22 protein-coding genes are annotated in these 24,758 nt (G+C 41.3%); 19 read left to right on the forward strand and 3 right to left on the reverse strand.

Annotated features, from left to right (window positions below; all coding sequences use genetic code 11):
• The first annotated feature begins 254 nt into the window (after positions 1 to 254).
• From HUU81_RS02330 to HUU81_RS02370, 9 genes are all read left to right on the forward strand, one after another.
• Positions 255 to 2,405 (forward strand): TonB-dependent receptor, encoded by a 2,151-nt coding sequence (locus HUU81_RS02330; protein ID WP_199610671.1) that lies wholly within the window; start codon positions 255 to 257, stop codon positions 2,403 to 2,405.
• Positions 2,406 to 2,565: 160 nt separating this feature from the next.
• Complete coding sequence (locus HUU81_RS02335; RefSeq protein ID WP_199610672.1) at positions 2,566 to 5,835, forward strand: VPS10 domain-containing protein; 3,270 nt, start codon at positions 2,566 to 2,568, stop codon at positions 5,833 to 5,835.
• Between the two features lie 400 nt (positions 5,836 to 6,235).
• Positions 6,236 to 7,072: a hypothetical protein gene (locus HUU81_RS02340; RefSeq protein WP_199610673.1), complete on the forward strand. Its 837-nt coding sequence runs from the start codon at positions 6,236 to 6,238 to the stop codon at positions 7,070 to 7,072.
• 147 nt (positions 7,073 to 7,219) lie between these two features.
• Positions 7,220 to 7,381: a hypothetical protein gene (locus HUU81_RS02345; RefSeq protein ID WP_199610674.1), complete on the forward strand. Its 162-nt coding sequence runs from the start codon at positions 7,220 to 7,222 to the stop codon at positions 7,379 to 7,381.
• A gap of 346 nt (positions 7,382 to 7,727) precedes the next feature.
• The gene (locus HUU81_RS02350; protein ID WP_199610675.1) at positions 7,728 to 8,792 is read left to right on the forward strand and encodes a YbgA family protein; all 1,065 of its coding nucleotides are present in this window, start codon (positions 7,728 to 7,730) and stop codon (positions 8,790 to 8,792) included.
• A gap of 42 nt (positions 8,793 to 8,834) precedes the next feature.
• Entirely contained in the window at positions 8,835 to 10,280 is a 1,446-nt protein-coding gene (gene phrB / locus HUU81_RS02355) for a deoxyribodipyrimidine photo-lyase (RefSeq protein ID WP_199610676.1), read from the forward strand.
• Between the two features lie 191 nt (positions 10,281 to 10,471).
• Entirely contained in the window at positions 10,472 to 10,807 is a 336-nt protein-coding gene (locus tag HUU81_RS02360) for a hypothetical protein (protein WP_199610677.1), read from the forward strand.
• Positions 10,786 to 11,343 carry a hypothetical protein gene (locus tag HUU81_RS02365; RefSeq protein WP_199610678.1) on the forward strand — a complete coding sequence of 186 codons (558 nt, stop codon included), beginning with the start codon at positions 10,786 to 10,788 and terminating at the stop codon, positions 11,341 to 11,343. Before HUU81_RS02360 ends, HUU81_RS02365 begins: the two co-directional genes overlap by 22 nt.
• Positions 11,344 to 11,502: 159 nt before the next feature.
• Positions 11,503 to 12,327 carry a hypothetical protein gene (locus HUU81_RS02370; protein ID WP_199610679.1) on the forward strand — a complete coding sequence of 275 codons (825 nt, stop codon included), beginning with the start codon at positions 11,503 to 11,505 and terminating at the stop codon, positions 12,325 to 12,327.
• A gap of 190 nt (positions 12,328 to 12,517) precedes the next feature.
• On the opposite strand, the gene HUU81_RS02375 is transcribed toward HUU81_RS02370, so the two are convergent.
• From HUU81_RS02375 to HUU81_RS02385, 3 genes are read right to left on the reverse strand one after another with little or no spacing between them, the layout of a single operon-like run.
• Positions 12,518 to 13,243, reverse strand: coding sequence for a ChrR family anti-sigma-E factor (locus HUU81_RS02375; protein ID WP_199610680.1), 726 nt, complete (start codon positions 13,241 to 13,243; stop codon positions 12,518 to 12,520).
• Positions 13,236 to 13,880 (reverse strand): sigma-70 family RNA polymerase sigma factor, encoded by a 645-nt coding sequence (locus HUU81_RS02380; protein ID WP_199610681.1) that lies wholly within the window; start codon positions 13,878 to 13,880, stop codon positions 13,236 to 13,238. The genes HUU81_RS02375 and HUU81_RS02380 overlap by 8 nt, the downstream gene beginning before the upstream one ends.
• A 48-nt stretch (positions 13,881 to 13,928) precedes the next feature.
• Positions 13,929 to 14,546: an LON peptidase substrate-binding domain-containing protein gene (locus HUU81_RS02385; RefSeq protein ID WP_199610682.1), complete on the reverse strand. Its 618-nt coding sequence runs from the start codon at positions 14,544 to 14,546 to the stop codon at positions 13,929 to 13,931.
• Between the two features lie 352 nt (positions 14,547 to 14,898).
• Here HUU81_RS02385 and HUU81_RS02390 point away from each other — a divergent pair, with 352 nt between their 5' ends.
• From HUU81_RS02390 to HUU81_RS02435, 10 genes are all read left to right on the forward strand, one after another.
• Positions 14,899 to 15,420: a nuclear transport factor 2 family protein gene (locus HUU81_RS02390; RefSeq protein WP_233520558.1), complete on the forward strand. Its 522-nt coding sequence runs from the start codon at positions 14,899 to 14,901 to the stop codon at positions 15,418 to 15,420.
• A gap of 91 nt (positions 15,421 to 15,511) precedes the next feature.
• On the forward strand, positions 15,512 to 16,279 hold the full coding sequence (locus HUU81_RS02395) for an SDR family NAD(P)-dependent oxidoreductase (RefSeq protein WP_199610683.1): 768 nt from the start codon (positions 15,512 to 15,514) through the stop codon (positions 16,277 to 16,279).
• Positions 16,276 to 17,535 carry an NAD(P)/FAD-dependent oxidoreductase gene (locus HUU81_RS02400; protein WP_199610684.1) on the forward strand — a complete coding sequence of 420 codons (1,260 nt, stop codon included), beginning with the start codon at positions 16,276 to 16,278 and terminating at the stop codon, positions 17,533 to 17,535. Before HUU81_RS02395 ends, HUU81_RS02400 begins: the two co-directional genes overlap by 4 nt.
• Entirely contained in the window at positions 17,532 to 18,410 is an 879-nt protein-coding gene (locus HUU81_RS02405) for a DUF1365 domain-containing protein (RefSeq protein WP_199610685.1), read from the forward strand. Before HUU81_RS02400 ends, HUU81_RS02405 begins: the two co-directional genes overlap by 4 nt.
• A gap of 71 nt (positions 18,411 to 18,481) precedes the next feature.
• Positions 18,482 to 19,762: an SAM-dependent methyltransferase gene (locus HUU81_RS02410; RefSeq protein WP_199610686.1), complete on the forward strand. Its 1,281-nt coding sequence runs from the start codon at positions 18,482 to 18,484 to the stop codon at positions 19,760 to 19,762.
• A gap of 23 nt (positions 19,763 to 19,785) precedes the next feature.
• Positions 19,786 to 20,430 (forward strand): DUF2878 family protein, encoded by a 645-nt coding sequence (locus HUU81_RS02415; protein WP_199610687.1) that lies wholly within the window; start codon positions 19,786 to 19,788, stop codon positions 20,428 to 20,430.
• Positions 20,431 to 20,434: 4 nt separating this feature from the next.
• Positions 20,435 to 21,013 carry a chalcone isomerase family protein gene (locus HUU81_RS02420; protein ID WP_199610688.1) on the forward strand — a complete coding sequence of 193 codons (579 nt, stop codon included), beginning with the start codon at positions 20,435 to 20,437 and terminating at the stop codon, positions 21,011 to 21,013.
• 72 nt (positions 21,014 to 21,085) lie between these two features.
• Entirely contained in the window at positions 21,086 to 21,637 is a 552-nt protein-coding gene (locus HUU81_RS02425; RefSeq protein WP_199610689.1) for a DUF3833 domain-containing protein, read from the forward strand.
• Between the two features lie 109 nt (positions 21,638 to 21,746).
• Entirely contained in the window at positions 21,747 to 23,102 is a 1,356-nt protein-coding gene (locus HUU81_RS02430; RefSeq protein WP_199610690.1) for a UDP-glucose dehydrogenase family protein, read from the forward strand.
• A gap of 176 nt (positions 23,103 to 23,278) precedes the next feature.
• Entirely contained in the window at positions 23,279 to 24,742 is a 1,464-nt protein-coding gene (locus tag HUU81_RS02435; protein ID WP_199610691.1) for a mannose-1-phosphate guanylyltransferase/mannose-6-phosphate isomerase, read from the forward strand.
• Positions 24,743 to 24,758: the final 16 nt, after the last annotated feature.

A 24,758-nucleotide genomic window follows, 5' to 3' on the forward strand; every position in this document is an offset into this window, starting at 1 on the left:
TTTTACTAGGTACAATTTATTTCTATGTGTTTTCTTGTATTCTGTTTGCTTGAAAGTCAATTTAAGTTATATATTTTAAGGTGTTACCTATAAATGAGGAATGTATGCTTCAACATGTTGTGTCAATTTCGTTTTTCCTGCTTCCATCTCTTATTTAGATGAAAATTAATTTCCACCACTTTTTATCTGTGCCTATTTCATCAAACTCACTGTTAGCTATGTTGTTGCTGGGCTTACTGAGTTTTTTTTGCAATATGGCATACGGCGAGACCTCTTCAGTGTTTCAACTGGAGGCTAGAGAGAATACACATACTGAAGAAGACATTGAACGCATTAGAGTCACTACTAGACAGCCTCATTTTTATCAAGTTTTTCGAAATAGCACACACATTAATACCGTTGAGCAGAGTGATGTAGCTCAACCTGCTCATATCACCGATTTTTTAGATAGCGTGCCCGGGGTTAGCCTGTCTGGCCAAGGCGGCCTTTTGCAAATGTATAACATGCGTGGCTTCTCGGGTTGGCGAGTACAAACGTTAATTGAAGGAATACCTATCCATACTGAACGGCGTGCTGGTAGTAGTGCTGCGTTTATCGCGCCAGCAATGGTTGATTCAATCAATGCGGTGATGGGGGCATCTTCTAGCTATTTTGGTTCAGGCGCTATAGGTGGTGCAGTCGATGTGCAATTGGTTGATCCAGCAGATGCAAATAGTCAACGTATACAAGTAGGCTTGAGTAGTCGCGATCAAGGCCGAGAGTTAACCATTATCAATGAAGCAGAGTTAAGTGGTACAGGTAGTGATAGCGCTAGAAGAAACAGCGAAAGCGCAATGTCGACTCAATCGTTACCGTCTCCATATGCTTTGGGATTTGCGTTACATAGTCGCTCAGCCGAAAATACAACAGATGCACATTCAGGCTTTATTTTTAATCAATATGAGCAACATTTAGGGTTATTACGTGGACATTGGAATGCACCTGTATTGGGGAATGAAACCGATGGTCGTACGCTTTGGCTAAACGATGCGTGGTTACTAGTGAGTGATAGTAATAATATTGGTAAAGCAAATAACGACTTAATTTCGGAAAAATATACGTTGTACCCTACCAGCCAGCACGTGTTAGGTAAAATGACGTTTCAATTAACCTCAGCCAGTAGCCACAAGGATGATATAAACGGGGCGGTGTATTTTCATGATCAACGACAGCAAACGGAAGTTAACCGTGTAAATAAAAGACAAAATGTAGTGAATAACCAATCGTTCGACTTTGGTATAGCGCTTGATGGTTTATTTCAATGGCGTGATTGGCAAGGACAATGGCGTGTTGGTGTAGATGCTAGAACCAATATAAAAGCTGATGAAACAGAGTTTACTTGGTTAGCAACAGCTGACAGTAAAGAAAGTGATGAACCGCCAATACCTGCGTTGTTAACACCGCGGTGGCAACAACCAATACTTGATGCGAGCCACTGGAATAGCAATGCTTCAGTCACCGTGGCACGTCAGTATGACCAGCTTAGTTGGGTCATCGGTGGCGCAATGGCGTATCATCATCAGCGTAATAATACGCTAGCACAGCATGATACGGAGCATGATACGGAACATGATACAGAGCATGATAAAACCAGTGGCTGGAATACCAGTGGTTTTACTCATTTATACTATGCATTGCCCAGCGACTATTATGTTCAAGCACAACTTGCGAGTGCTTTTCGTATTCCATCGGTAACCGAATTGTATTTTAATGGCGCTACGCCACGCGGTGTAACGTTGGGCGATAGTACCTTAAACACCGAGCGCAGTGTGAATATTGAGTTGGGGGCAGGACAGCAGCTAGAGGATATTCAGTATCACATTAACGCATTTCAACAAACCATTGATAACTATATTGAGCGGGTAACTCTAAACGATGAGCTACGACAATATCAGAATCTCGATTCAGGTAAAATCTACGGCATTACTTATCAGATCCAGCACACGGTTAACCCTGAATGGTCATGGCAATTAGGCGGACATTGGTTACAAGGCTATGAGAATAATAACTCGACAAGTGACAACACGAGTAACCGTCGGCACCAGCCATTAGCGGATATCAATCCTAGCGAACATCAACTTGCAATAACGTATCAGCCAACCCATTTAAATCATGCAGATAATGTTTTTAGCGCCACCGTCACAATGCAATATCGCGGTGCAAAAACGGATATTGCCAGTTCAGAGCAGGCATTACCTGAGGCCATTACGTTTTCCTCTCAGTTTGTCTACCAATGGCAGCCTGACTGGCAGCTTCAAGTGTGGCTCAAAAATGCAACTAATCAATACGAACTAAGTAGCTTTGATGACAGTGCAACTTATCAAGTAGGGCGGCAAATTGGGGCTAAATTAACGTATCAGTTTTAGCGTAGATGTAGGTTGCTAGTGAGGGCTGCGACCACCTAACGCAACGCATAAATATTTACAACCATTAAGTGAAGGGTTGTTTTCTGATGTTCTATACTCATCTGTTATATATGACTTAACTTTTTAAGTATCACTTGTGGCGTTAAGGTATAGGAGAGGTATGGTTGATACAGCTTACGTGAAATACGGGTTGGTTTTTTTATGCTTATGTTTACTGGTTCCGCTTGCACCTTACTCACACAGTAACACGGTAGATGCGAGTGTTTATACTAGCCTTCCTTTACGAAATATTGGCCCTGCAATTACAGGTGGGCGCATTAGTGACTTTGCTGTTAATCCTAACAATCCTGCTCATTATTATGTTGCCGCTGCATCGGGAGGCGTATGGAAAACGACCAACGCGGGTACTACATGGGAAACGGTATTTGATCGAAAAGGAAGTTACTCGATTGGTGCATTAGCGATGGATCCTAGTAACCCTAATATCATTTGGGTGGGGACGGGCGAGAACAATGCGCAGCGCTCAGTTTCTTATGGTGACGGGGTTTATAAGTCGTTAGATGGCGGCAAAACGTGGTATCACAAGGGATTACATAACTCTGAACACATCGGCAAAATTATTATTGACCCGCGTAACCCAAATACAGTGTATGTAGCTGCACAAGGGCCACTGTGGAATAAAGGTGGTGAACGTGGGTTATATAAAACCACTAACGGCGGTGAAACGTGGGAGATTGTACTTGGTATCAGCCCACATACGGGTGTGAACGAAGTGATTTTTGAACCTGGTAACCCTGATGTACTTTATGCTTCAACCTATCAGCGCCGTCGCCATGTGTGGACATTAATCAATGGCGGGCCAGAATCTGCAATATATAAGTCGGAGAATGCGGGGCGTTCTTGGCGCGCAATTATGAAAGGATTACCCAACGTTGATTTAGGCAGAATTGGCTTAACAATTTCCCCTGTAAAGCCGTACACACTTTACGCCATCGTTGAAGCTGCAGAAGGGCAGAGTGGCTTTTTTCGCTCTACCGATGCAGGAGGTAGTTGGCAGCGTCAAAGCAATTACAACTCAAATAGTCCGCAATATTATCAAGAAATAGTGGCTGATCCACATAACCCAGACAGAGTGTATTCACTAGATACCTATTTAATGGTAACCGAGGACGGCGGTAAAACCTTTCAAAAAGCGGGGGAAGCACACAAACATGTTGATAACCACGCACTATGGATTAACCCCAACAATACAGATCATTTGTTAATTGGCACTGATGGCGGGGTGTATGAATCGTGGGATAGGGCTGCAAACTGGTCATTCAAAAGCAACATGCCGCTTACCCAGTTTTATGGCGTTACTGTTGATAACGACCTACCGTTTTATAATATTTTTGGTGGCAGCCAAGATAACGCTTCATTAGGCGCACCGCATCGCACTACCAACAGTCATGGTATTCGCAACAGTGATTGGCGTTATACACAATTTGGTGATGGTTTTAAAACCGTTATCGACCCTACCGATCCCAATATTATTTATTCGCAATATCAGTACGGAGGTTTAGCACGTTACGACAAACGCTCGGGTGAGCGCGTACAAATTAAGCCGGTATCGCCCAATCCGAATATTGCACAGCGCTTTAACTGGAGCTCACCATTACTTATTAGCCCACATAACCCCTCTCGGCTTTATTATGCGTCGCAACAAGTATTTAAAAGCGATGACAAAGGTAATAGCTGGCAAGCGATTAGCAACGATTTATCACGTAATTTAGATCGCAACAAAATGAAAGTTATGGATAAAGTGTGGAGCATTGATGCGGTTGCGAAGAATAAGTCGACGTCTTTTTATGGGGCTGTTATCGCGCTGGCTGAATCGCCCATTAAAGAAGGGTTGCTGTATGCGGGCACAGATGACGGTTTAATTCAATATACTGAAGATGGTGGAAAGCAGTGGCAAAAAACAAAGTGGCCACTCAAAGTTCCCAGATACAGTTATGTAAGTGACATTGACCCCTCTTTATTTGAAGAAGGTACCGTATTTGCGAGTTTTGATAATCACAAGCGTGGCGACTTTAAACCCTACTTATTTCGAAGTGATAACAAAGGTAAAAAATGGGTGGATATCAGTGGTAATTTACCCAGTAGAGGCACCGTTCATGCTATTGCGCAAGATCATAAAAATAAAGACTTACTATTTGCCGGTACCGAGTTTGGTATTTTCTTTAGTCAAAATGGCGGGATGAAGTGGCATCAATTAAGAGACGGCATACCTACTATCGCTATTCGCGATATTGATATTCAGCAACGTGAAAGTGATTTAGCGTTGGCTTCATTCGGGAGAGGTTTCTTTATTTTGGACGACTATTCGCCGTTGCGAGTAAATGCGGATGAGTTAACAAAACAGCCGATTACTTTATTTCCAGTAAGGCGAGTATTGCAATATGTGGAGCACGACCCACTCGGCTTACCCGATAAAGCCATGCAAGGTGCTAACTTTTACACTGCACCGAACCCACCATACGGTGCGCTTATTAACTACTATGTTAATGAATCTTTTAAATCGTTAAAGCAGCAGCGCAAACTTAAAGAGCGCCAATTACTCAACCAACGAAAAGATGTGCAATATCCAAGTTGGGAAACGTTAAAAGCTGAAGAACTTGAACAGCCAGCATCATTAATATTTAGCATTTCAGATAAAGACGGTAATTTAGTTAGGCGATTAACAACTCAAGCTAAACAAGGTTTCCACCGAATTAATTGGGATCTACGCTATCCAAGTTTTGACCCAGTAGTAAAAGAAGGGCAGCGCACATTAGGTACGTTAGTCGCGCCCGGCACTTATACAGTTACCGTTGCTAAGTATGAGCAAGGTAAGCTTACAGAATATGAGCAACAGCAAACCTTTGAGGTAGCGAATATAGATAGTCGTACTTTTTCGAGTAACAATAGGCAACAAGACGTTGCGTTTGATTTGAAGGTAGGCCAACTAAATAAAGCAATTGTTGGTATGCAACGTTATTTGGAAACCTTAAATACGCGGGTAAAAGAAATGCGAAAAGCGATAACCGAAACGCTTCAAGTTACTCCTGAGTTATTAACCAAAATAGATAAGATAGAAAAGGCGCTCAGCGAGGTCGATATTTTAGTTAGTGGTAATTTTGTGATTGCAAAATATGCTGAACCAACAGCAACACCAGTAGCTGATTACATTGGTTATTTAATTTGGAGTCGCAGTGAAAGCTTATCTCCCGTAAGTCCATTGCAAGAATTACGCTATCAACGTGCCAGCGACGGTTACCACCAAGCGCAACAGAAGCTAACAAAAATAGTGTCTGACATAAATGAACTGCGAACACGGCTTAAGCAAGGTCAAGTAGGCTGGATCCCGGGCATGATGCCACCTAAGTTAGTTGAAGAGCCTGAACAGTAGCTTCGAGGCACATACAATGCTGCTGTGAACGTGTTTTAGGTATGACGGCTATTTTTTGCCAATAAGTAAAAAGTATAAATTACCCCTATCGGCAACAGTAAATAAGCGACGATATTAATGACTAGATGCCGTTTGCTGATAATCCCCTTTCTGTAGCAACCTGCATATAGTATGCAGGTTGAGAATATCATTAGTACAAGCGTGAGCTCTCCCCACAAGGTCGCGTTAAATGTCATAGGTAATCCTTTACTTTTAATGATGAGTATTTCGTTATATTAACTTAATTTTTCGGTGTTATATCGAATAAGTTAAAGATTTACATCACTTTTATTTTACATTTATGAAATATCAACTAATATTCCACTAATTATCACTATTAATGGACTAAAGAGGTAAAGTTATGGCCATTGCACATAGCCGTGAGAGTTTTTATCGCTTAGTTCAGCGCTTTCCAAAGCGTAAGCAAATTTTGATGGAAGGTGACTCATGGATAGGGCATCCTCTGCCACATGTATCCAATTTGACGGTGCAACTGAACCGCTATTTGAATGGCCGTTGTAATATATTGTCACTGGGCGAAGTTAGCCACCTGGCGGCTGAAATGATGTCGGGTAGCCAGTTACGCTTTTTACAGTCGGTTTTAAAAGGCCAGCAGTTTGATTTTTCATTACTGATATTCAGCGCTGGTGGTAATGATATTTTAGACAATACCAACGATGCGTTTAGCTTATATAAGCTTATTGTAAAAGCAGAAGGAAACGAGCCGCGTAATTACATTAATAATGCATTGTGGCAAGAGATGCTAGCGTCGGTTAAGGAAGCCTATTTAACGTTATTGGCAACTCGCGATAAAATTCGGCCCGAACTGCCCATAATCGCGCATACATACGAATATATTTACCCAAGAAATAAAGGGGCTGAAGTGTTTTTTAACACGGTAAGAGGCCCTTGGGTACTGCCAGTGATGTTATGTAAACACATAACAAGCCAGCAATTGCAACGCGATATTATTTCAGTGTTATTACAAGACTTTAAGCAAATGCTGTTGGATGTATCGGTTACCCATAAACTGTTTTATGTAGTAGATACGCATAATACCTTGTTGGTGCACCAGCAATGGGGCATTGAAGTGCCAGAATGGGATGATGAAATTCACCCAAATAAAGATGGGTTTAAGCGTTTGGTCACTGAAAGGTTAGGGCCAGCAGTAAAAGTGGCATTGGCGGCACGGTCTTAATGTCTAACGGTATTAGGATCTGTAAGTTTTAATAAAATAATAACTCAAGTTATTGAGCAGTTGCTTTGTTTAAGCCATAAGCGCACATGGCTACACAAACCATCAATTACTTTAAAGCAAAATGCAGTATTTGAAAGGGAAAATAACGTGGAAATTATACTGTTAGCTGTATTTTTAATTGGCTTAAAGTGGTTGAGCAAACACGACAATCCGTTATTGTTGTTACTCATCTTATTATTTTTTGGTCAAACGGATGATGACGCATTTGGTGGTGTGGAAGAGTTAATGGAAGACTTTGATGATAGGTGAGTGCTTTTCTTCTGATGTTAATTAAAAGCGACTAGGTGGCTATGTGTTTGCCTGCGCCGATTTTTTATCTACAACAATATTGATTTCCACAAATATTCTCTACTGATCTATACGTGTAATGAATACGTAATCTCTTCAAACTAAAGCAACAGCAAGCTGATGCAACAGCCCTTTGGGTTGGCCTTTTATTATAATAACGTAGTCATAATATTCATTCGTTTTATTGATGCTCTGTACCTTATTTTTACTGCGGTATTTTTACTGCGGTGGCGTAAATAGAATCTATACTTTTAGAGCAGTTAGAAAAATGGCTGGGTGTTAACAATATGCGAATTGCGAGGTGTACGTGGAAAAAATACCAGTAGGAATAAGTGCTTGTTTAATGGGTGAAAAGGTACGCTTTGATGGCGGGCATAAGCAGTCACGCTATTGTATTGATACCTTATCGCAGGTGTTTAACTACACCAAAGTATGCCCTGAAATGGCAATTGGCATGGGCACCCCTCGGCCAACAATTCGATTGGTAGAAAAAGCAGACAAAGGAATTTGTTTAGTTGAAACGAAAGACGCTGATAAAGATTACACACAGCCAATGAAAGAATACGCATACAGTTGCGCCAATATTATTCGTGCGGTGTCAGGGTTTATTTTGGCTAAAGGATCGCCTTCATGTGGGCCGTTTCGGGTGAAAATTTATTCTGAGGCCGGTAACCCTCTTGATGCTGGAAAAGGCATTTTTGCCAATATTGTGAGCAAGATAGACCCCTTGTTACCTATTGAAGATGAGGGAAGATTAAATGATTTGCCGATTAGGGATTGTTTCTTAACAAGAGTGATGATCTACCATGAATGGAAACACAACATCATTAATAACACTGCGTTAAGTGAACCTTCTTTGGTATCCAGCCAAGCTGATAATGAGTCGGTAATGACAGGCGAAGCGTTAGACTCAAGCATAGCGGCAACAGCCTCCTCCCGTACTCATAACCAAGTATCATTAAGTAAGTTAATGGATTTTCACGCCAAGCATAAATTTACTATTTTGGCACATTGCCAAGAAATTTATCGCAAACTTGGGCCGCTACTCGGCAGTGCCTCGAAAGACACTGCGGATCAGGTGGCAAGTGAATATATTACATTGCTAATGGAAGCGCTTAGTAAGCCAGCTTCAAGAAAAAATCATACCAATGCACTCATGCATATGCAGGGATATTTTAAAAAATATTTAAGTGCAGAGCACAAGGCAGAGTTAACAGAAATAATTGATAAATACCGTACGGGCGTTCAACCGTTAATGGCGCCTATTACGTTGCTTCGGCATTACTTGAAAGAATACGACGTGCCTTATTTGGCTAATCAGTCTTACTTAAAACCCTATCCTGATGAATTAATGGCACGCGTCATCATGTAAGCCACACGCAGTAATAATCACAACGTATAAATTGAACATATTATGAGCACAGCACTACATTGGTTTCGTAACGATTTACGAATTGCAGATAATCCGGGCTTAACGAAAGCGTGCGATACGTCTTCTCACGTTATTGGAGTGTACTGTATTTGCGAAAAGCAAATGCAACAACATGGTGAAGGGAGTAGACGGTTTAAATTTATTTTAGATAATTTAACTGTGCTAAAAGCCCAGTTAGCAGATCTCAATATTCCATTAATCATTCTAGATTCAAAAACATTTGAAGGTGCGGTAGAAGACATTGTTCAAATGGTTGATGAATTATCCATTGAATCGCTATGTTTTAATGTGGAATACCCGATTAATGAGCGATTACGAGATAAGCTGTTATGTGAACAGTTAGAAAAAAGCGCATCAGTTAGCGTTCACCGATTGGTGGATCAGTCTTTAATACATCCCGCTAAAGTATTAAACGGAAGTGGCCAGCCGTACAAAGTATTCACTCCGTTTAAAAAAGCATGCATAAGCATGTTGGCTGAGTATGACTTAATGCTCGACCCAACGCCCAAACAGCAATCAGAGATAAACGATAATAAATTAAATAAATTATTAACGCAGTCAGATGAATTGATAAAGCATTATCAAAATCAACTTGCTGCTAACTCACAGAGTGACTGCAAAATAGCAGCGGGTGAAGTCGCAGCAGAACAAGCGCTAAACAAATTTATAGGCGGAGCATTACAGTATTACCCACAACAACGCGACATTCCAAGTGATGCTGGTACTTCACAACTTTCACCTTATTTAGCGGTAGGGGTATTGTCGGTAAAGCAATGTTGGCTAAAAGCGCGGCAAATAAGAAATGAAAGCACCAGCGAGAAAGCCATTAACACTTGGTGTGACGAATTAATCTGGCGCGATTTTTATCGCTACGTAATGTGGCATCAGCCTACGGTATGTAAACATAACCCCTTTCAAGCTTGGACTGATAAGGTGCAGTGGACAGACAACAACACCCACTTTCAGCGCTGGTGCGAAGGAAAAACAGGCATTCCAATAGTCGATGCCGGTATGCGACAGATGAATGAAACAGGGTGGATGCATAACCGCGTACGCATGATAGTGGCTTCGTTCTTGTGTAAAAACCTATTGGCTGATTGGCGCAAAGGCGAAGCGTATTTCATGCAGCAATTAGTGGATGCCGACTTTCCATCAAATAATGGTGGATGGCAGTGGTCAGCATCGGTCGGCACCGATGCAGCACCGTATTTTAGGGTGTTTAACCCTATGCTCCAAGCAGAACGGTTTGACCCTGAAGGAGAGTACATTAAGCGTTGGGTGCCAGAATTAGCCAAAGTCGATAAGCGTATTTTACATAAAGAAAACTTAAAAAAGCGTCACTCACACTCGCTCGATTATCCCGAACCAATTGTGGATCTGAAGGCAACCCGCCAAGCCGCGATTGATGCGTTTAAAGAGGCGAAGTGATATTGCTTAGTCTTTACTGTACGAAAGAAAAGATGAAGTTCTTGTTGCCTTATATTTCAAGTTGAAATCAACTGCAATGTTATGGTTCTCATAAGCATTCTTTTGGCAAGCTGTTTTTAACATTATTTACATTGTTGTTTTCGAATGTTAACTTTTATTTCTTCGATAAATAATAATTAAGGACGAAAAGTATGTCAGGTTGTTCGTTAGAGACAGACATTAAAATGAGTGATTATGGATTGCAGCAGCTGAATAAAATAAAGGATATGGTTAAAAGTGCAACAATAGGAAAGGGAACTATTATATTTGCAAATTTGTTATCTTTTTTTAGTCGCTCAAGTGGTAAACGAGCGCTAGCTGCGAAGGGATCTTTAGACTGGAGTAATATTAAAAAAGTATTATCAGGTATTGATAAAGTAACGCTAAAGCAGATTGATACCGCAGCTAATGCGGCAGCACTTCGTACAACAGGTGAAGAACATAAATTTTGGAGAAGCTTTGTACAATGTATCAGAACAAAATCTTAATTTTATCTATTGCGCTATTATTTGGGTGTCATTCTACAGAGCCTGTAGCGCAAGAGCGGGATAATGAATCAAATTATGTAATGGTGGTAACAGAGCTAACAGAGAAATTAGCACAGCTCAGTGACGCAATTACACAATGTGAAGAAAGAGCAAAAAAAAGCATTTCTTTTGAGCAAGTCAAAGCTTGTGGCTTAAGTAAGTCTGCAAATGAAGGGTTGCTGCATCTGGAAAATGTTCAATATATAAACTGTTCAAAATCTTTACAGCAAGAAGTATTACCGCTTTTAGTTTTGGAACGTAACATGCGTAATCAATACAAAGTGCGTGAAACAAAAATGAGAGGGATTTCCGCAGAAACCTTAAACATGTTTGACCAATGGTCAAAAACCCTACCGATTGTAAGTCCTCAATCTTACGAAGCGAAGCAAATGTTTAAGAAGATACCTGAGCCACAGCAGGATAAATTATTAAACTGCCAAGTTCTTCAACGCCCTTTTGATGTGTTGTCAGTATCTGACTTAGTGAAACAGCTGTAGTTAATCGAGGTCAAGGTGTGCTTTAGCGCACCTTGAAAGTTAAGAGGGAGTAGACAGAAGTTAATTTAATAGCCATTTTATTCAGATTGGCGTTGATCCTCAGGTATTGTGGTTTTACTATTGCACCACAATTTATGTATATAAAAAGTAGTAATTGAAGTGAAACCGTTTACCTATCTTACCTTTAAAGCGTTAATGCTTATCTTTTTCCTATTATCTAATGGCTCTTTTGCAGGCTCGTTTAAGCCCTCGTCAAAGCTTTGGTATTTAAAGTCAACGTTACAAAATGGCACGGAGTTTATCTTGCTGGGTACTAACCATATGGCGGGTGAACTGAACAACCCTCAAGTGAAAGACATTGGAGATATAATGGCTTTCTTTAAGCCCGACGCAGTTGTTCTTGAAGGTGGTGTTTGGGAAGTTAAGCAATCAAAAAGTGATGCAATTAGTTGCTGTGGTGAAATGGGATTAACCGCCTTTTTGGCAAGTCAACAGGATGCAAAAATTCTAACGTGGGATACGACTGCACAGGATGACATCCAGCTATTACTTAGTCGTTACCCCGCTCCTGTGGTAGAGCTATTTTTCTATTTGCGAGAAATCAAAAATACTAGTTCTCGCTTAAAAAGTGGCTCGGATGCTCAGGTACTAAAGAGTGCGTGGCAGTATTCGCAGCGATCTTATCAATTAGACTCTAAGCCAAATAGCGTTCTGCAAGCATCGGAGTTATTGCAATATCTTTTTGGTAATACATTGCAACTCGCGGACTTCAGGCATTTCGACAAAAAAATTCAAGAGCAACCGTTAAGCTCGCTTTTAAGTATGAAGAATGAATTAAACCAATTGCGTGATGAAAAAGGCGTTAACAAAGTAATGCAATACGCTAAAGAAAATAAAAGGTTGCTTATTGTAATGGGAAAGCTTCATTTTAGGTATTTCATGTCAGAGTTATTAAAGCACGAAGACGACCGTACGTCGGATTAATTTGTCGGGCGGCGCTTCGCTTAACCGACCTACGCTTAACGTTTATGTTGTGTAGGTTGGAAAAGCCGTGGGCGCCTTCCGACATGTTGTATGGCTACTTGTAGGCTACTGTCCCATCACTTCTTTTAATTCAGTAAGCTGCATACCCATCACCTTAAGTATACAGCAATTGCGCAGAGCAACTGGTTCTTTAACCACCCGTTTTAAAAAACAAGTTGCTGAAGGGATTAAGCAAGCGCGCGAAGCCTGACACAAAATGAAGTGGAGCATCTATTGCGGCTAAACATAAGCAGCCTGTATTTGAATACGGGGTATGGTTGTCTTTATCGTTGCAGGTGATCATCGCGCCCGGGCCATAAGTGCCATTTTCATCTGCAAAATCACCATCTAACACCAGCGTTACTTCATTGCCGCGATGGGTGTGTTTTGGAATGGTGCCGCCAGCTTCCATGTAAATAAAATCAATTTGATAAGGTTGTCCATGAACGGTAACAGGGCTACGCCATAATTTGTCTGTGACACGAGTCCATGGGCCAGAACGTGCAGACAATGATGACACAACTTTAGGTATTTTAACTTCACGTCCGTGGATGTTAATGATTAAACTTGCCGGATCTAGATGTTCATCTTTCACATTTGGCGCAGGGCGCTCAACGACTTCGTCAAGCATTGACATTACGTCAAGCGAGCTTAAAGCACTTTGTGAAGGCAGTAAGTGTGCTGATCCTGACATAGGCTCAACAAGCGCTGAGTTTGCAAATACTTCGTCAGCTAATTCGGCTTCGGTGTTATCAAGTAGGGTATGGCACTGTTCACAGTGATCTATGTGAGCTGAAAGCATAATGCTCATCACATCGTCTAATTCGCCGTTGGCAAACTGTGAAATTAAATTTGTTGATGGGTGGCAACTACTCATATCCAAACACCTTCTTATCGACCATAGAGTGTAATTTTTCCATTGCTAAGCGCAGTCGGCTCTTAACAGTGCCGACAGGCAGGTTAAGATGTTCCGCAGCAGCTTGATGTGAATACTCCCGTAAATAGACTAGCTCAACTACCTCACGTTGTGCTGAGGGTAAGGTAGCGAGTAGTGCACTTAGTTTTTGGTGATCCAAACTGCGCTCAACATCACCTATTTCGTCTGTATTTTCATCTTCATGAACATGATAAACGACATCGGCGTTAACAAGTTGAGGTCGGGATAGCCGCTTACGACCCAGATCGAAGCATAGGTTTCTGGCAATGGTATAAACCCAAGTGGAAACGTTACCTTTATCTTGGTTGTAAGTGGCTGCTTTATTCCAGATAGCAAATAGCGTGTCTTGCACAATTTCTTTGGCAGATTGTTCGTCGCCTACTTTGGTTAATGCGAACGCAAAGATGCGATTAGCAAAAAAGTCTGCTAATTCTGCGAGTGCTTTTTTATCACGATGATTAGCAACTCGGATGATGGCAAGATTAACCTCCTGAGGTATTTCGCTTGCTTTGTTACAAGTAGGTGTCACCACAGGTTTTGGATTTTGTCGCACTGTATAGTTGTCTAATCCACTCATATTGAACACTATTTGCTAATAATAGTTATTAATACGCAAATAAAGAAGCTATGGATCCATTTTTTTTAAAAAAGAATAAATCACGTTAATTGCTGGGGCGGGTGATTGATGAGTAATAAGCTCGGCTTTTTCTTCTGCATCAAGGGGTAACACTTCTAGCCAACGTGCTGCATACCAAACTAACGGCATATTGTTATCATTGGCGTATAACATTGCTAAGTCGGGATATTCGCTAAGTAATACAGAAAAGCTTTGTTGCAGTGCAACTTTTTCTTTCTCTTCATTCACACTACTAAGCATATAAGGGAGCTGTGATGATGGGATGTTCCATCCTGCTATGGGTTGGTAATTAGCATGGCGTAGGCCATCGTCATCTTGAATAATATTGCTAACACACACTAGCTCTATCCCTTCAATGGTAATGCCTAACAACCCGTCTGATAGTTGCTCAAAATCAATGATTTTCACTAACGTAGCAGTTGATAATACAGAGAACTGCCCTTGGTTGGGTTTACTGGACATCATTCCCATAGCGAATGCAGGGATGTTGCTCGCGTTTTCACGAACCATCCTTAAATAGCGGGCTTCAAAAATCCTGAGCTTTAGTTTTCCGCCAGGAAAAATATGCGCATTCAAAGGAAACAATGGGATTGTTTGTGTCGACATTAATTATCACTCATATTAATTACTACATTATATGACAAAAACGGTAACTTGCTTGGCAGGTGCCTTTCTTTCGTCGAAATGTGTTTGCCATTCGGATATTGAGAAATGATCTGCACGGTAGCGAGTATGTTAGTGTTAAAAAATACGGTTGTTTTTAATGTTTAGTTCATCATTTTGCGCTAAAAATTCTTTTCAATAAGAACAAAAGCTTAATGATCCGAACAATGAATCAACTCGTATTAAAAGGTATTCAGATATCATTCTTATTGCATTGAATCTAAGTGTGGTTGGTATTCAATTAAAATTAGCTCAGTGAAGCATACGTGTGGAGCTGATGTGTAAAGGTATTCAGATGGAACGAGTCAAAGGTACAAATTTAGCTGAAGAGATGCCTAATGGTCATGCAACACTTTATGCTTCACCCACCGGTGCACTACATTCATGCCAACTCTCTGAGAATGTTCAGCGGTTTGTAGATGCTTTTAACCAGCTTGACCATACCAACCTAGCGCCAGCGGATGAGATTTATCACCGTGAGGTGCAGTTTCAAGATCCGGCTCACAAAATTAAAGGTATTGATGCCTTAAAGTCATATCTGGCTGGCATGTATGAAGAAGTTTTATCGTGTGAATTCCATGTTCATCAAGAAGTTAGCCAAGAAAATGAATCGTTTATTAGCTGGACGATGCAGCTTTCTCATACTAAGTTGAATCAAGGCCAGATGCTCTGCGTTGAGGGCGCGAGTTGCCTTAAATTTGCTGATAATAAGGTGATTTATCATCGCGATTATTTTGATTTAGGTGCCATGCTGTACGAGCACATTCCATTACTTGGCCGTGTGGTTCGTTACATTAAACAAAAGTTAGGCCAGTAAATGTGAATGCATTAGGGAACTATTTTTTGATGATTAGTTTTTAATGGCCGGATTTTAATGACTGGATTTTAATGACTGAGTTAAGTGCATTATGCAAAACATATTAATCACAGGGGCGACTTCGGGTATTGGCGAAGCGTTAGCCGCAAATTATATCGCTAATGGGCACAGAGTGTTTGGGTGCGGCCGTAATGAAGAGAAACTCAATGCGTTAGCCTTAGAACATGCTCAGAATGGCAGCAGCAATTTTATACCGCTAGCGTTCGATGCTACTGATCTCTCAGCCTGTCACCAAGCGGCGGAATCGGTGATGCAGTCATTAGGGGGAAGCAGTAATAATGACGCCAAGTTAGACAAAGTCATTCTTAATGCGGGCGGCTGTGAATATATAGAGCCACTGCAATTTAAGTCAGCTCCTTTTGAGAAGATGATGACGACCAACGTGTTAACCATGACTAACTGTATCGAAGCGTTCGCCACTTTTCTCTCTGCAGGAAGCCAACTAGCCATTATGGGTTCCAGTGTTACGTTGTTGCCGATTGCAAAGGCAGAAGCGTATGGTGCAAGTAAAGCAGCGCTCAGTTATTTGGCCAATACCTTGCGGTTAAGCTGGGAAGAAAAAAACATTGCAGTAAGTTTGATTGAGCCTGGCTTTGTTAAAACGCCCCTTACTGACAACAATAATTTTGATATGCCTTTTTGCATCTCAGCTGAAGAGGCAGCAGAGCGCATTGCCAAGGGCTTAGCTGAGCGTCAGTCTACAATCCGCTTTCCTAAACGCTTAATCGCCAGCCTTAAAATTTTATCTTGGTTACCGGGAAGTATTAGTCACAAATTGTTAAATAGGAATAATGAATGAAAATTGCAGTAATTGGCTCGGGTATTTCAGGGTTAACAGCAGCACACCTTTTGAGTGAAAAGCATGAAGTGAGTGTGTTTGAAGCCAATGGCTACATTGGTGGGCATACCAACACCGTGCCGGTTGTTGTTGCTGGTAAAACCTACCAAATTGATACCGGTTTTATTGTGTTCAATGATAGAACTTATCCAAATTTTCAAAAATTATTACAGCGCATTGAGCAGGGATATCAGCAATCGGAAATGAGCTTCAGTGTATGCAATCAGCAAACCGGCTTAGAATACAATGGTCATAATCTAGATACTTTATTTGCTCAACGTCGAAACATGCTCTCTTTACGATTTTACTTATTAATCAAAGAAATTGTGTCGTTTAACAAAGAAGCGAAAGCACTGTACCAGTCTTATAATGACGACTTAGTTAGCTTGCAAGATTTCATTCAATATAAACAATATTCCCCTTATTTCACTCGTCACTATTTGTTACCTATGGTCGCAGCAATATGGTCGTGTAGCTTAAATGATGCCCTTAATTTTCCACTAAAATTTTTTACGCAATTTTTTTATCATCATGGATTACTAAATATTACTGACCGCCCACAATGGTTTGTAATTGAAGGTGGCTCTTCAAGCTATATTCCCGCACTTATCGAGTCATTCAAAACAAGGTTACATTTACATACTCCTGTTGAGCGGGTATCAAGACAGCCAGAATGTGTGCATATTGAATCGCACCGCGGATTGGAAAAATTCGACCATGTGGTTTTTGCATGCCACAGTGACCAAGCACTTGCCTTACTTGCCGAACCGACTGAGCAAGAAGTGGCGGTGCTATCGAAAATGAAATACCAAGCGAATGATGTGGTGTTGCATACGGATAAAACCATGATGCCTAAGCGTAAGAAGGCATGGGCGAGTTGGAACTTTTATCTTAAAACAAACGCACAGCACGATGATCCCGCATTGGTAACTTATTACATGAACCGTTTGCAGGGCTTACCAGAGGATGGCTCTACGCCAGATTTTTTCGTTACCTTGAATGGCACCAAGTATATTGATGAAAAGAAAATTTTAAGGCGTTTTAGTTACGATCACCCAGTGATGAATCAGGCTATGATTGATGCGCAAGCAAAGCGCAATGTAATTAGTGGTATTAACAACACACATTTTTGTGGGGCCTATTGGTATAATGGTTTTCATGAAGACGGTGTAAAAAGTGCACTCGATGTATGTAAATCATTTGGGGTAACGCTATGAGTGAGGTGCACGTTTTTAATCCTGCTCATGCTAATGCGTTATGTCAAGCAACGGGATTTTGGTCGGGAAACGTGGTGCATTTTCGCACCGCGCCTAAGGTGCACAAATTCAGGTATCCGTATTTTTGTGTGTGGTTAAATTTAGACGATTTAGCACAAGCCAGAAAAGAAAGGCCAGAGTGGTTTTCTAAAGGTATTGGTGTTGCCAAGTTTAAGCGTAAGCACTACTTCGGCGCAGAAAATGCGGATGATAGCAGCCTTGCTGAGTATGTAAGGCGCGTTGCCATTGCCGAGTACAGCAAACATTCAGAACATATTGATAAAACCATGCTGGCAAAATTTGATACTGAAAACCAAGTGTGGTTTTTAGGACAGCTAAGCTATTTCGGCTGTTATTTTAGCCCAGTGAACTTTTACTTTATTGGTAAACAAGGTGAGTTTCATACATTAGTTGCAGAAGTAAGTAACACACCTTGGGGTGAAAAGCACAGTTATGTGATCCCATTGAACCGTTACTGTTCACCTGCTTTAGAGGAACGCGCTGGGCACTCGTTCAGCGAGTATGGAAATGAAAAAATGTTTCATGTGTCCCCGTTTATGTCGATGCAACAAGCATACAGTTGGCAAATTTCAACACAGCCACACGCGATAAAAGTCGTGATTTCTAATTCAGAAAATACCCAAAAAATATTCCATGCTGCACTACATTTGACCCCTAAACCATTGAACCAAAATACCCTCAAACGCGTAATATTTAACACAGCAGGTTGGATGTTTAGCACTAAGCTTAAGATTTATTGGCAGGCGTTAAAGTTATTTATGAAAGGTATTCCTTTTCATGCTCATGCGAAAAAGGGCTCAACACGCTCAAGTTAACTAAACATACAAAATTAACCTTAAGTGAAACCTTAACAACATGAATAAAAATTTTAGTAGCAAGGTGAGTTATGCCCTTAGAACGTGAATTTTCAGTGAATCAGTCAGCCTCTGTTGACACTCCGGTTGTTGATACCACCAACAATGTGTGGCAGCGTGCATTTCTGAAATTATTAGATTACCTTGAACATGACCAGTTGCGTGTCACATTACCCAATGGTGAAACTCGGGTTTTCGGTAGCGCGAACCCTGCGCTAAGAGAAGATAAAAGTACAGCCCCTATTATTGCAACGCTGCAAGTGCGACATGCTGGCTTTTTCAAGCGCGTGTTATTTGGCGGTAGTATAGCGTTTGGTGAAACGTATGTAGATGGTTGGTGGGAAACCGATGATTTAACTCATCTCATTCAGTTGTTTGCCAGAAATCTAACGGCACTTGAAAAGATTGAAGGGCGCTTTTCATGGCTGACGTTGCCATTTCAAAAAATCAAACACTGGTTTAATAATAATTCGATTAGCCAAGCTAAAAAAAACATCCTCGCTCATTACGATTTGGGTAATGTGCTGTACGAGAATTTTCTTGATGAAACCATGTGCTACTCTTCTGGCTTATATGAGTCTGACAGTGATACGTTAGCGCAGGCTCAGCGCAATAAAATGCGCCGTATTTTGGAACAATTGGATATTTCGCCCGGTGATCACGTGTTAGAAATTGGCACTGGTTGGGGAGGGCTAGCCATATTAGCCGCGACAGAGTATGGCTGTACGGTAACCACAACGACCTTGTCTGACGAGCAACACAGATATGCAGAAGCGTGTATTACTAAAGCTAACTTGCAGAACAAAATCACCCTTTTAAAACAAGACTATCGCCTGTTAACTGGGCAATATGACAAGATTGTTTCAGTAGAAATGATAGAAGCGGTTGGGCGTAAGTATCTACCTACCTTTTTTGAACAATGTAATAAGTTGTTAAAGCCGGGCGGTAAGTTGGCTTTACAATCTATCACCATCGCTGATCAACAACTCGAAAGCTATGCAAATAATGTAGACTTTATTCAGAAGCATATTTTTCCAGGAGGCTTCTTACCCAGTGTTACTCTTCTTCAGCAGCACATTACTGAATACTCAGACATGGTCACCCGCAATGTTTTTGATTTTGGGGTAGATTATGCAACCACATTAACAGATTGGCGAACTAACTTACTTGAGAAAAAGGCTTTACTTAATAGTGAAGGATATGACGAGCGATTTTTTAGGCTGTGGCTCTATTATTTTGCTTATTGCGAAGGCGGGTTTTTAGAGAAAACCATCAGCGTGATTCATCTTACTGCGGAAAAGCAGCGCGCTTAATATCGCGCTAATGGATGGTCCTTATGTTCAACACACCTAATGCCAACAGCCATGATCAAGATAATCCACGATGGAATAAATGGTGGATAGACGGCTTAATATTTCAAGCAATTTGGTTTTTGGCTGTGGGCACACAAATTTGGTCACTAGTGTTCATCGCTGTCGTCGCGTGGCTTGTTATAAGACCGATGTCATTTAGCTTGACGGTTGTGTCATTAATTATTGCGGTAATGGGCATGGTTGTTGACCAAATATTTACTCAATTAAATTGGATTGCGTTTCGAGAAAATTATCATCTGATTTTAGGCTCGGTTGAAAGTTCAGCACAGTCATCTGCATTGTTTGGCGTACATTGGATCCCACTCTGGCTAGTTGGCTTATGGTTAGCGTTTGGCCGATTTATGATTATATTCTTGTTGAGCTTTAATCTACCAAAATGGTTAATCAGCGTTATTTTTGCGGTGGCTGCGGCAGCCAGTTACGGTGCAGCTGAAATGTGGGGAGTGGCAACGCTGGCATGGAAGGATGCTGTGTTTGTTGGCTTATTCGTTATTTGGTGGGCCAGTTTGCCATTGATAGGTTTGCTATTGATTAACACATTTGCGTCGTATCAAGCGCTACACAAAAACGTAAATAGTACGCATTTAAACTCTAGCAATAGTGAGTAATTTAATGGCTACTTGTGCTAACAGCATGACTTTTTGTCAATCCGCCTCTCGTATATCTATCGTCATAGTTGTGTGGGTTGCTGCGTTTTTCACTCATTCAGTTACCTTAGCTTCACCTGATACATCACAAGCCAACGACAGTGCGAAAGAACATGTTGTTGCGTGGAAGCAAATTGGACAGGCCAGACTTTCAGTATGGTTTTGGGACGTATACGATGCAACGCTGTATGCAAGTAGTGGCAAGTATCAAGGCTTACAGCCTCCTCTGAAGTTGTCACTCTCATATTTAAGAGACATTAGTGCTGAAGAATTTAATGAAGCCACCAAAGATGAATGGAAAAAGTTGTCGCTATGGCGAAATGAGTCTAGTCAGTGGTTAAGTAACGTGAACTTTCCTGATGTTAAAGAAGGTGATGAACTGACTTTTCAATGGGGGGAAGATGAGACTGCACAACTGTTTTTTAATGGGAAAAGGCACGCATCGTTGCCTGCCAGTGAAATAAACAAACACTTTTTAGCTATTTGGCTCTCTTCAAATAGCAGCTACCCGAAGTTTACAAGAAAATTAACGCATAGCCAGTAATCCAGAAGCGTTAAGCGCTAAATGATTGTAATAAGTTTGGTGTAATAAATTTGGAATTGAATAGGCGGGATCATGTTACAGATTATAAAAGGCTTTTTGCTAACGTGCAGCATACTGTTTTTAGTAAGCTGTAGTCATGACGTGAGTCAATACCGTACCCTTACGCCTGAGTTTAAACTTCACGAATTTTTCGCAGGTAAAATTAAAGCTTGGGGCATGGTAGTTGATTTACAAGGCAATATAACACGCCGTTTTAACGTAGATATTACTGGAACATGGCAAAATCAGCCAAACTCTTCTCTTAAACAAGGTGTGCTGGATGAACATTTTGTATATGACGATAATGAAAAGCAGTTCAGGCAATGGCGGATAACACAAATTGACGAGCATACTTTTGCTGGCGAAGCTGATGATATTAAAGGCACTGCACTAGGTAAACAAGCTGGCCCAGTATTACAGTGGCAATATGAAATGCTGCTTGAGGTTGACGGCACCAGTTATAACGTAATGTTTGACGATACCATGGTGCAAATAGATGAAAGGCGCTTGTTGAATAAAGCCGACATTAAAAAGTTTGGTATTACAGTGGCAACCGTCATCATATTTTTTGAAAAACAGCCCTAATTATCTGCACAGTGACGTTACTCATATTTAACTTTTGGTGGCATTGGCACTTAGTTCAACGCTAGAATAGACAGCATTAGAATTTAGCGCGTGTTGATGAAGGAAAAATATGAAAGTTTCAATATATGGAATTGGTTATGTTGGGTTAGTGCAAGCCGCTGTGTTGGCTCAGGCAGGACATGAAGTCTGCTGCGTAGACATAGATGCTGAGAAAATTGAAAACCTAAAAAAAGGCATCATTCCCATTTATGAGCCGGGCTTAACACCGCTAGTTGAAAATAACCTTGCTGCGGGGCGACTTATTTTTACCACTTCTGCAGAAGAAGGTGTGAATTTTGGTGATTTACAGTTTATTGCAGTAGGCACACCGCCAGATGAAGATGGTTCTGCCGATCTTAAATACGTACTAAAAGTAGCTGAAACGATAGCGACACACATGACGTCTCCAAAAGTGGTTATCGACAAATCTACTGTGCCAGTAGGAACGGCAGATAAAGTATCGGCAAAAATGCGTAGCGTGCTTGAGGAACGAGGATTGGATATTGACTTTTCGGTAGTGTCTAACCCTGAATTCTTAAAGGAAGGGGCTGCGGTGAGTGACTGTCAGCGCCCTGATCGTATTATTATTGGTACGGATTCTGAGTCAGCAGAAGAGTTAATGCGTGAATTATACGCACCCTTTAACCGAAATCATGAAAAGATCATCGTGATGGATATTCGCAGTGCAGAATTAACCAAGTACGCTGCAAACTGCATGTTAGCAACCAAAATTAGCTTTATGAACGAAATGGCAAATATTGCAGAACGTGTAGGTGCAGATATTGAACATGTTCGTCATGGGATTGGTTCAGATCCACGAATCGGCTATCAATTTATTTATCCTGGTTGTGGCTATGGCGGTTCATGTTTCCCAAAAGATGTACAGGCCTTGGTCAGAACAGCAGACCAAATTGGTTACAGCTCCGATATTTTAAAAGCGGTTGAAGGCGTAAACGAGCGCCAGAAAAACAAACTCTTTGAATATATTGCTCATTATTTTAAAGCCGACTTCGCAAGTTCTGATAAGCCATTAGCTGGCAAGAAGTTTGCGTTATGGGGATTGTCATTTAAGCCAAATACTGATGACATGCGAGAAGCACCAAGTCGTGTATTAATGGAAGCCCTTTGGCAGGCTGGCGCAACTGTGCAAGCCTACGATCCTGAAGCAATGGAAGAAACGCAACGCATTTATGGTAATCGTTCAGATTTAGTATTAATGGGTACGAAAGAAGCTGCATTAACTGGTGCGGATGCGTTAGTGATTTGTACTGAATGGCAAAGCTTTAGAGCGCCAGATTTTGACTTAATTAAAACTGAACTCTCACTACCTATTATTTTTGACGGCCGTAACTTATATGATCCAGCCCGCATGGAAAGTAAAGGTTTCACTTATTATGCAATTGGTCGTCAGTCATTAAATATTTAGTGCAGGTTGGCGCTTTTTAGCAGTTAAATTTATGCTGAATAGCAGCCAAGTGCTATGTTTTACTTTACAAACTAAGCAGCATTGTCATCGAAAACGTATTAGCGATAGATGATAGTGACTGCTTGGGCAGTTTGCATAGCAATAAAGTTGAATCTACAAAGGGAATAACGATAAAAATGATCATACCTGTAGTCATGGCTGGCGGTTCTGGAACACGCCTATGGCCTCTTTCACGAGGCAACTATCCGAAACAATTCTTAGCCTTAAATAGTCAGCACACTATGCTGCAAGAAACCCTTCTTCGCCTTGATGGTCTTCCGTGTGACCCTGCTATGTTGATTTGTAACGAAGAGCACCGCTTTATTGCTGCTGAACAGGTTCGTCAACTTAATAAGCCCCACAATGGTATTTTTCTTGAGCCTGTGGGCAGAAATACTGCGCCAGCTATTGCGTTGGCGGCATTTAACGCAGTTATGCAAGCGGCAGAAGATAATCAGCCCAATAAAGAGCCTTTATTACTGGTGTTGGCTGCTGATCATGTGATTGAAGACACTGAGGCATTTCAAGCCGCAGTGTTGCAAGCACAAACTCATGCACAGCAAGATAGCTTAGTGACATTTGGTATTGTGCCCCAGTCGCCTGAGACGGGATATGGTTATATTAAACGTGGGCAAGCAATTGATAACGCTTTCTCTGTCAGTCAGTTTGTTGAAAAGCCAGTATTAAGCGTAGCAGAGCAATATTTAGCATCAGGCGATTATTATTGGAATAGCGGCATGTTTATGTTTAAAGCGCGCCGTTATTTAGAAGAATTAAAGCATTACCGCCCAGATATATACGAAGCGTGTGAAAAAGCGATGCAAGTTCGCCATCAAGATATGGACTTTATCCGTATTGACGCCGATGCGTTTGCGGCATGTCCGGATGAGTCAATAGATTACGCTGTCATGGAGCCGCTTTCGCAACAAGATAGCGATAAAGGTAACCAGACTGCCGAGCAAGCTGTCGTTGTTGTTCCCCTTGATGCTGGCTGGAATGATGTTGGTGGTTTTAGTGCGTTATGGCAAGTGTCACCACAAGATGAGCATGGTAATGCGATTCAAGGTGATGTAAAAACGCTAGAAACTAGCAATACCTTAATCAACGCAGGTGATAAGTTAGTCGCTGCGGTGGGAGTGGAAAACCTTGTCATTATTAACACTAAAGACGCTGTGTTAGTTGCTCATAAAGACAAAGCACAAGCAGTAAAAACGATAGTGAATGAATTAAAAAGCGAATCTCGCCCTGAAGCTACGTTCCATCGAGAAGTTTATCGTCCTTGGGGTAAATACGATTCAGTGGACTGCGGTGAACGCTTTCAAGTTAAACGCATTACTGTAAAGCCTGGGGCAAAGCTGTCGGTGCAAATGCATCATCATCGTGCCGAACACTGGATTGTGGTGTCAGGCACGGCAAAAGTGACCAACGGCGATAAAGAGATTTTACTTACCGAAAACCAGTCTACCTATATTCCAATAGGTGTGGTGCATGCGCTGGAAAACCCCGGCAAGTTACCGCTTGAATTAATAGAAATACAGTCTGGCTCTTATCTTGGTGAAGATGACATCGTTAGATTTGAAGATCGTTACGGCAGAGCGTAATCGGCTAAGAAAAAGG

Origin of the sequence: Flocculibacter collagenilyticus (assembly GCF_016469335.1) — a bacterium.
GTDB classification, from domain to species: domain Bacteria; phylum Pseudomonadota; class Gammaproteobacteria; order Enterobacterales; family Alteromonadaceae; genus Flocculibacter; species Flocculibacter collagenilyticus.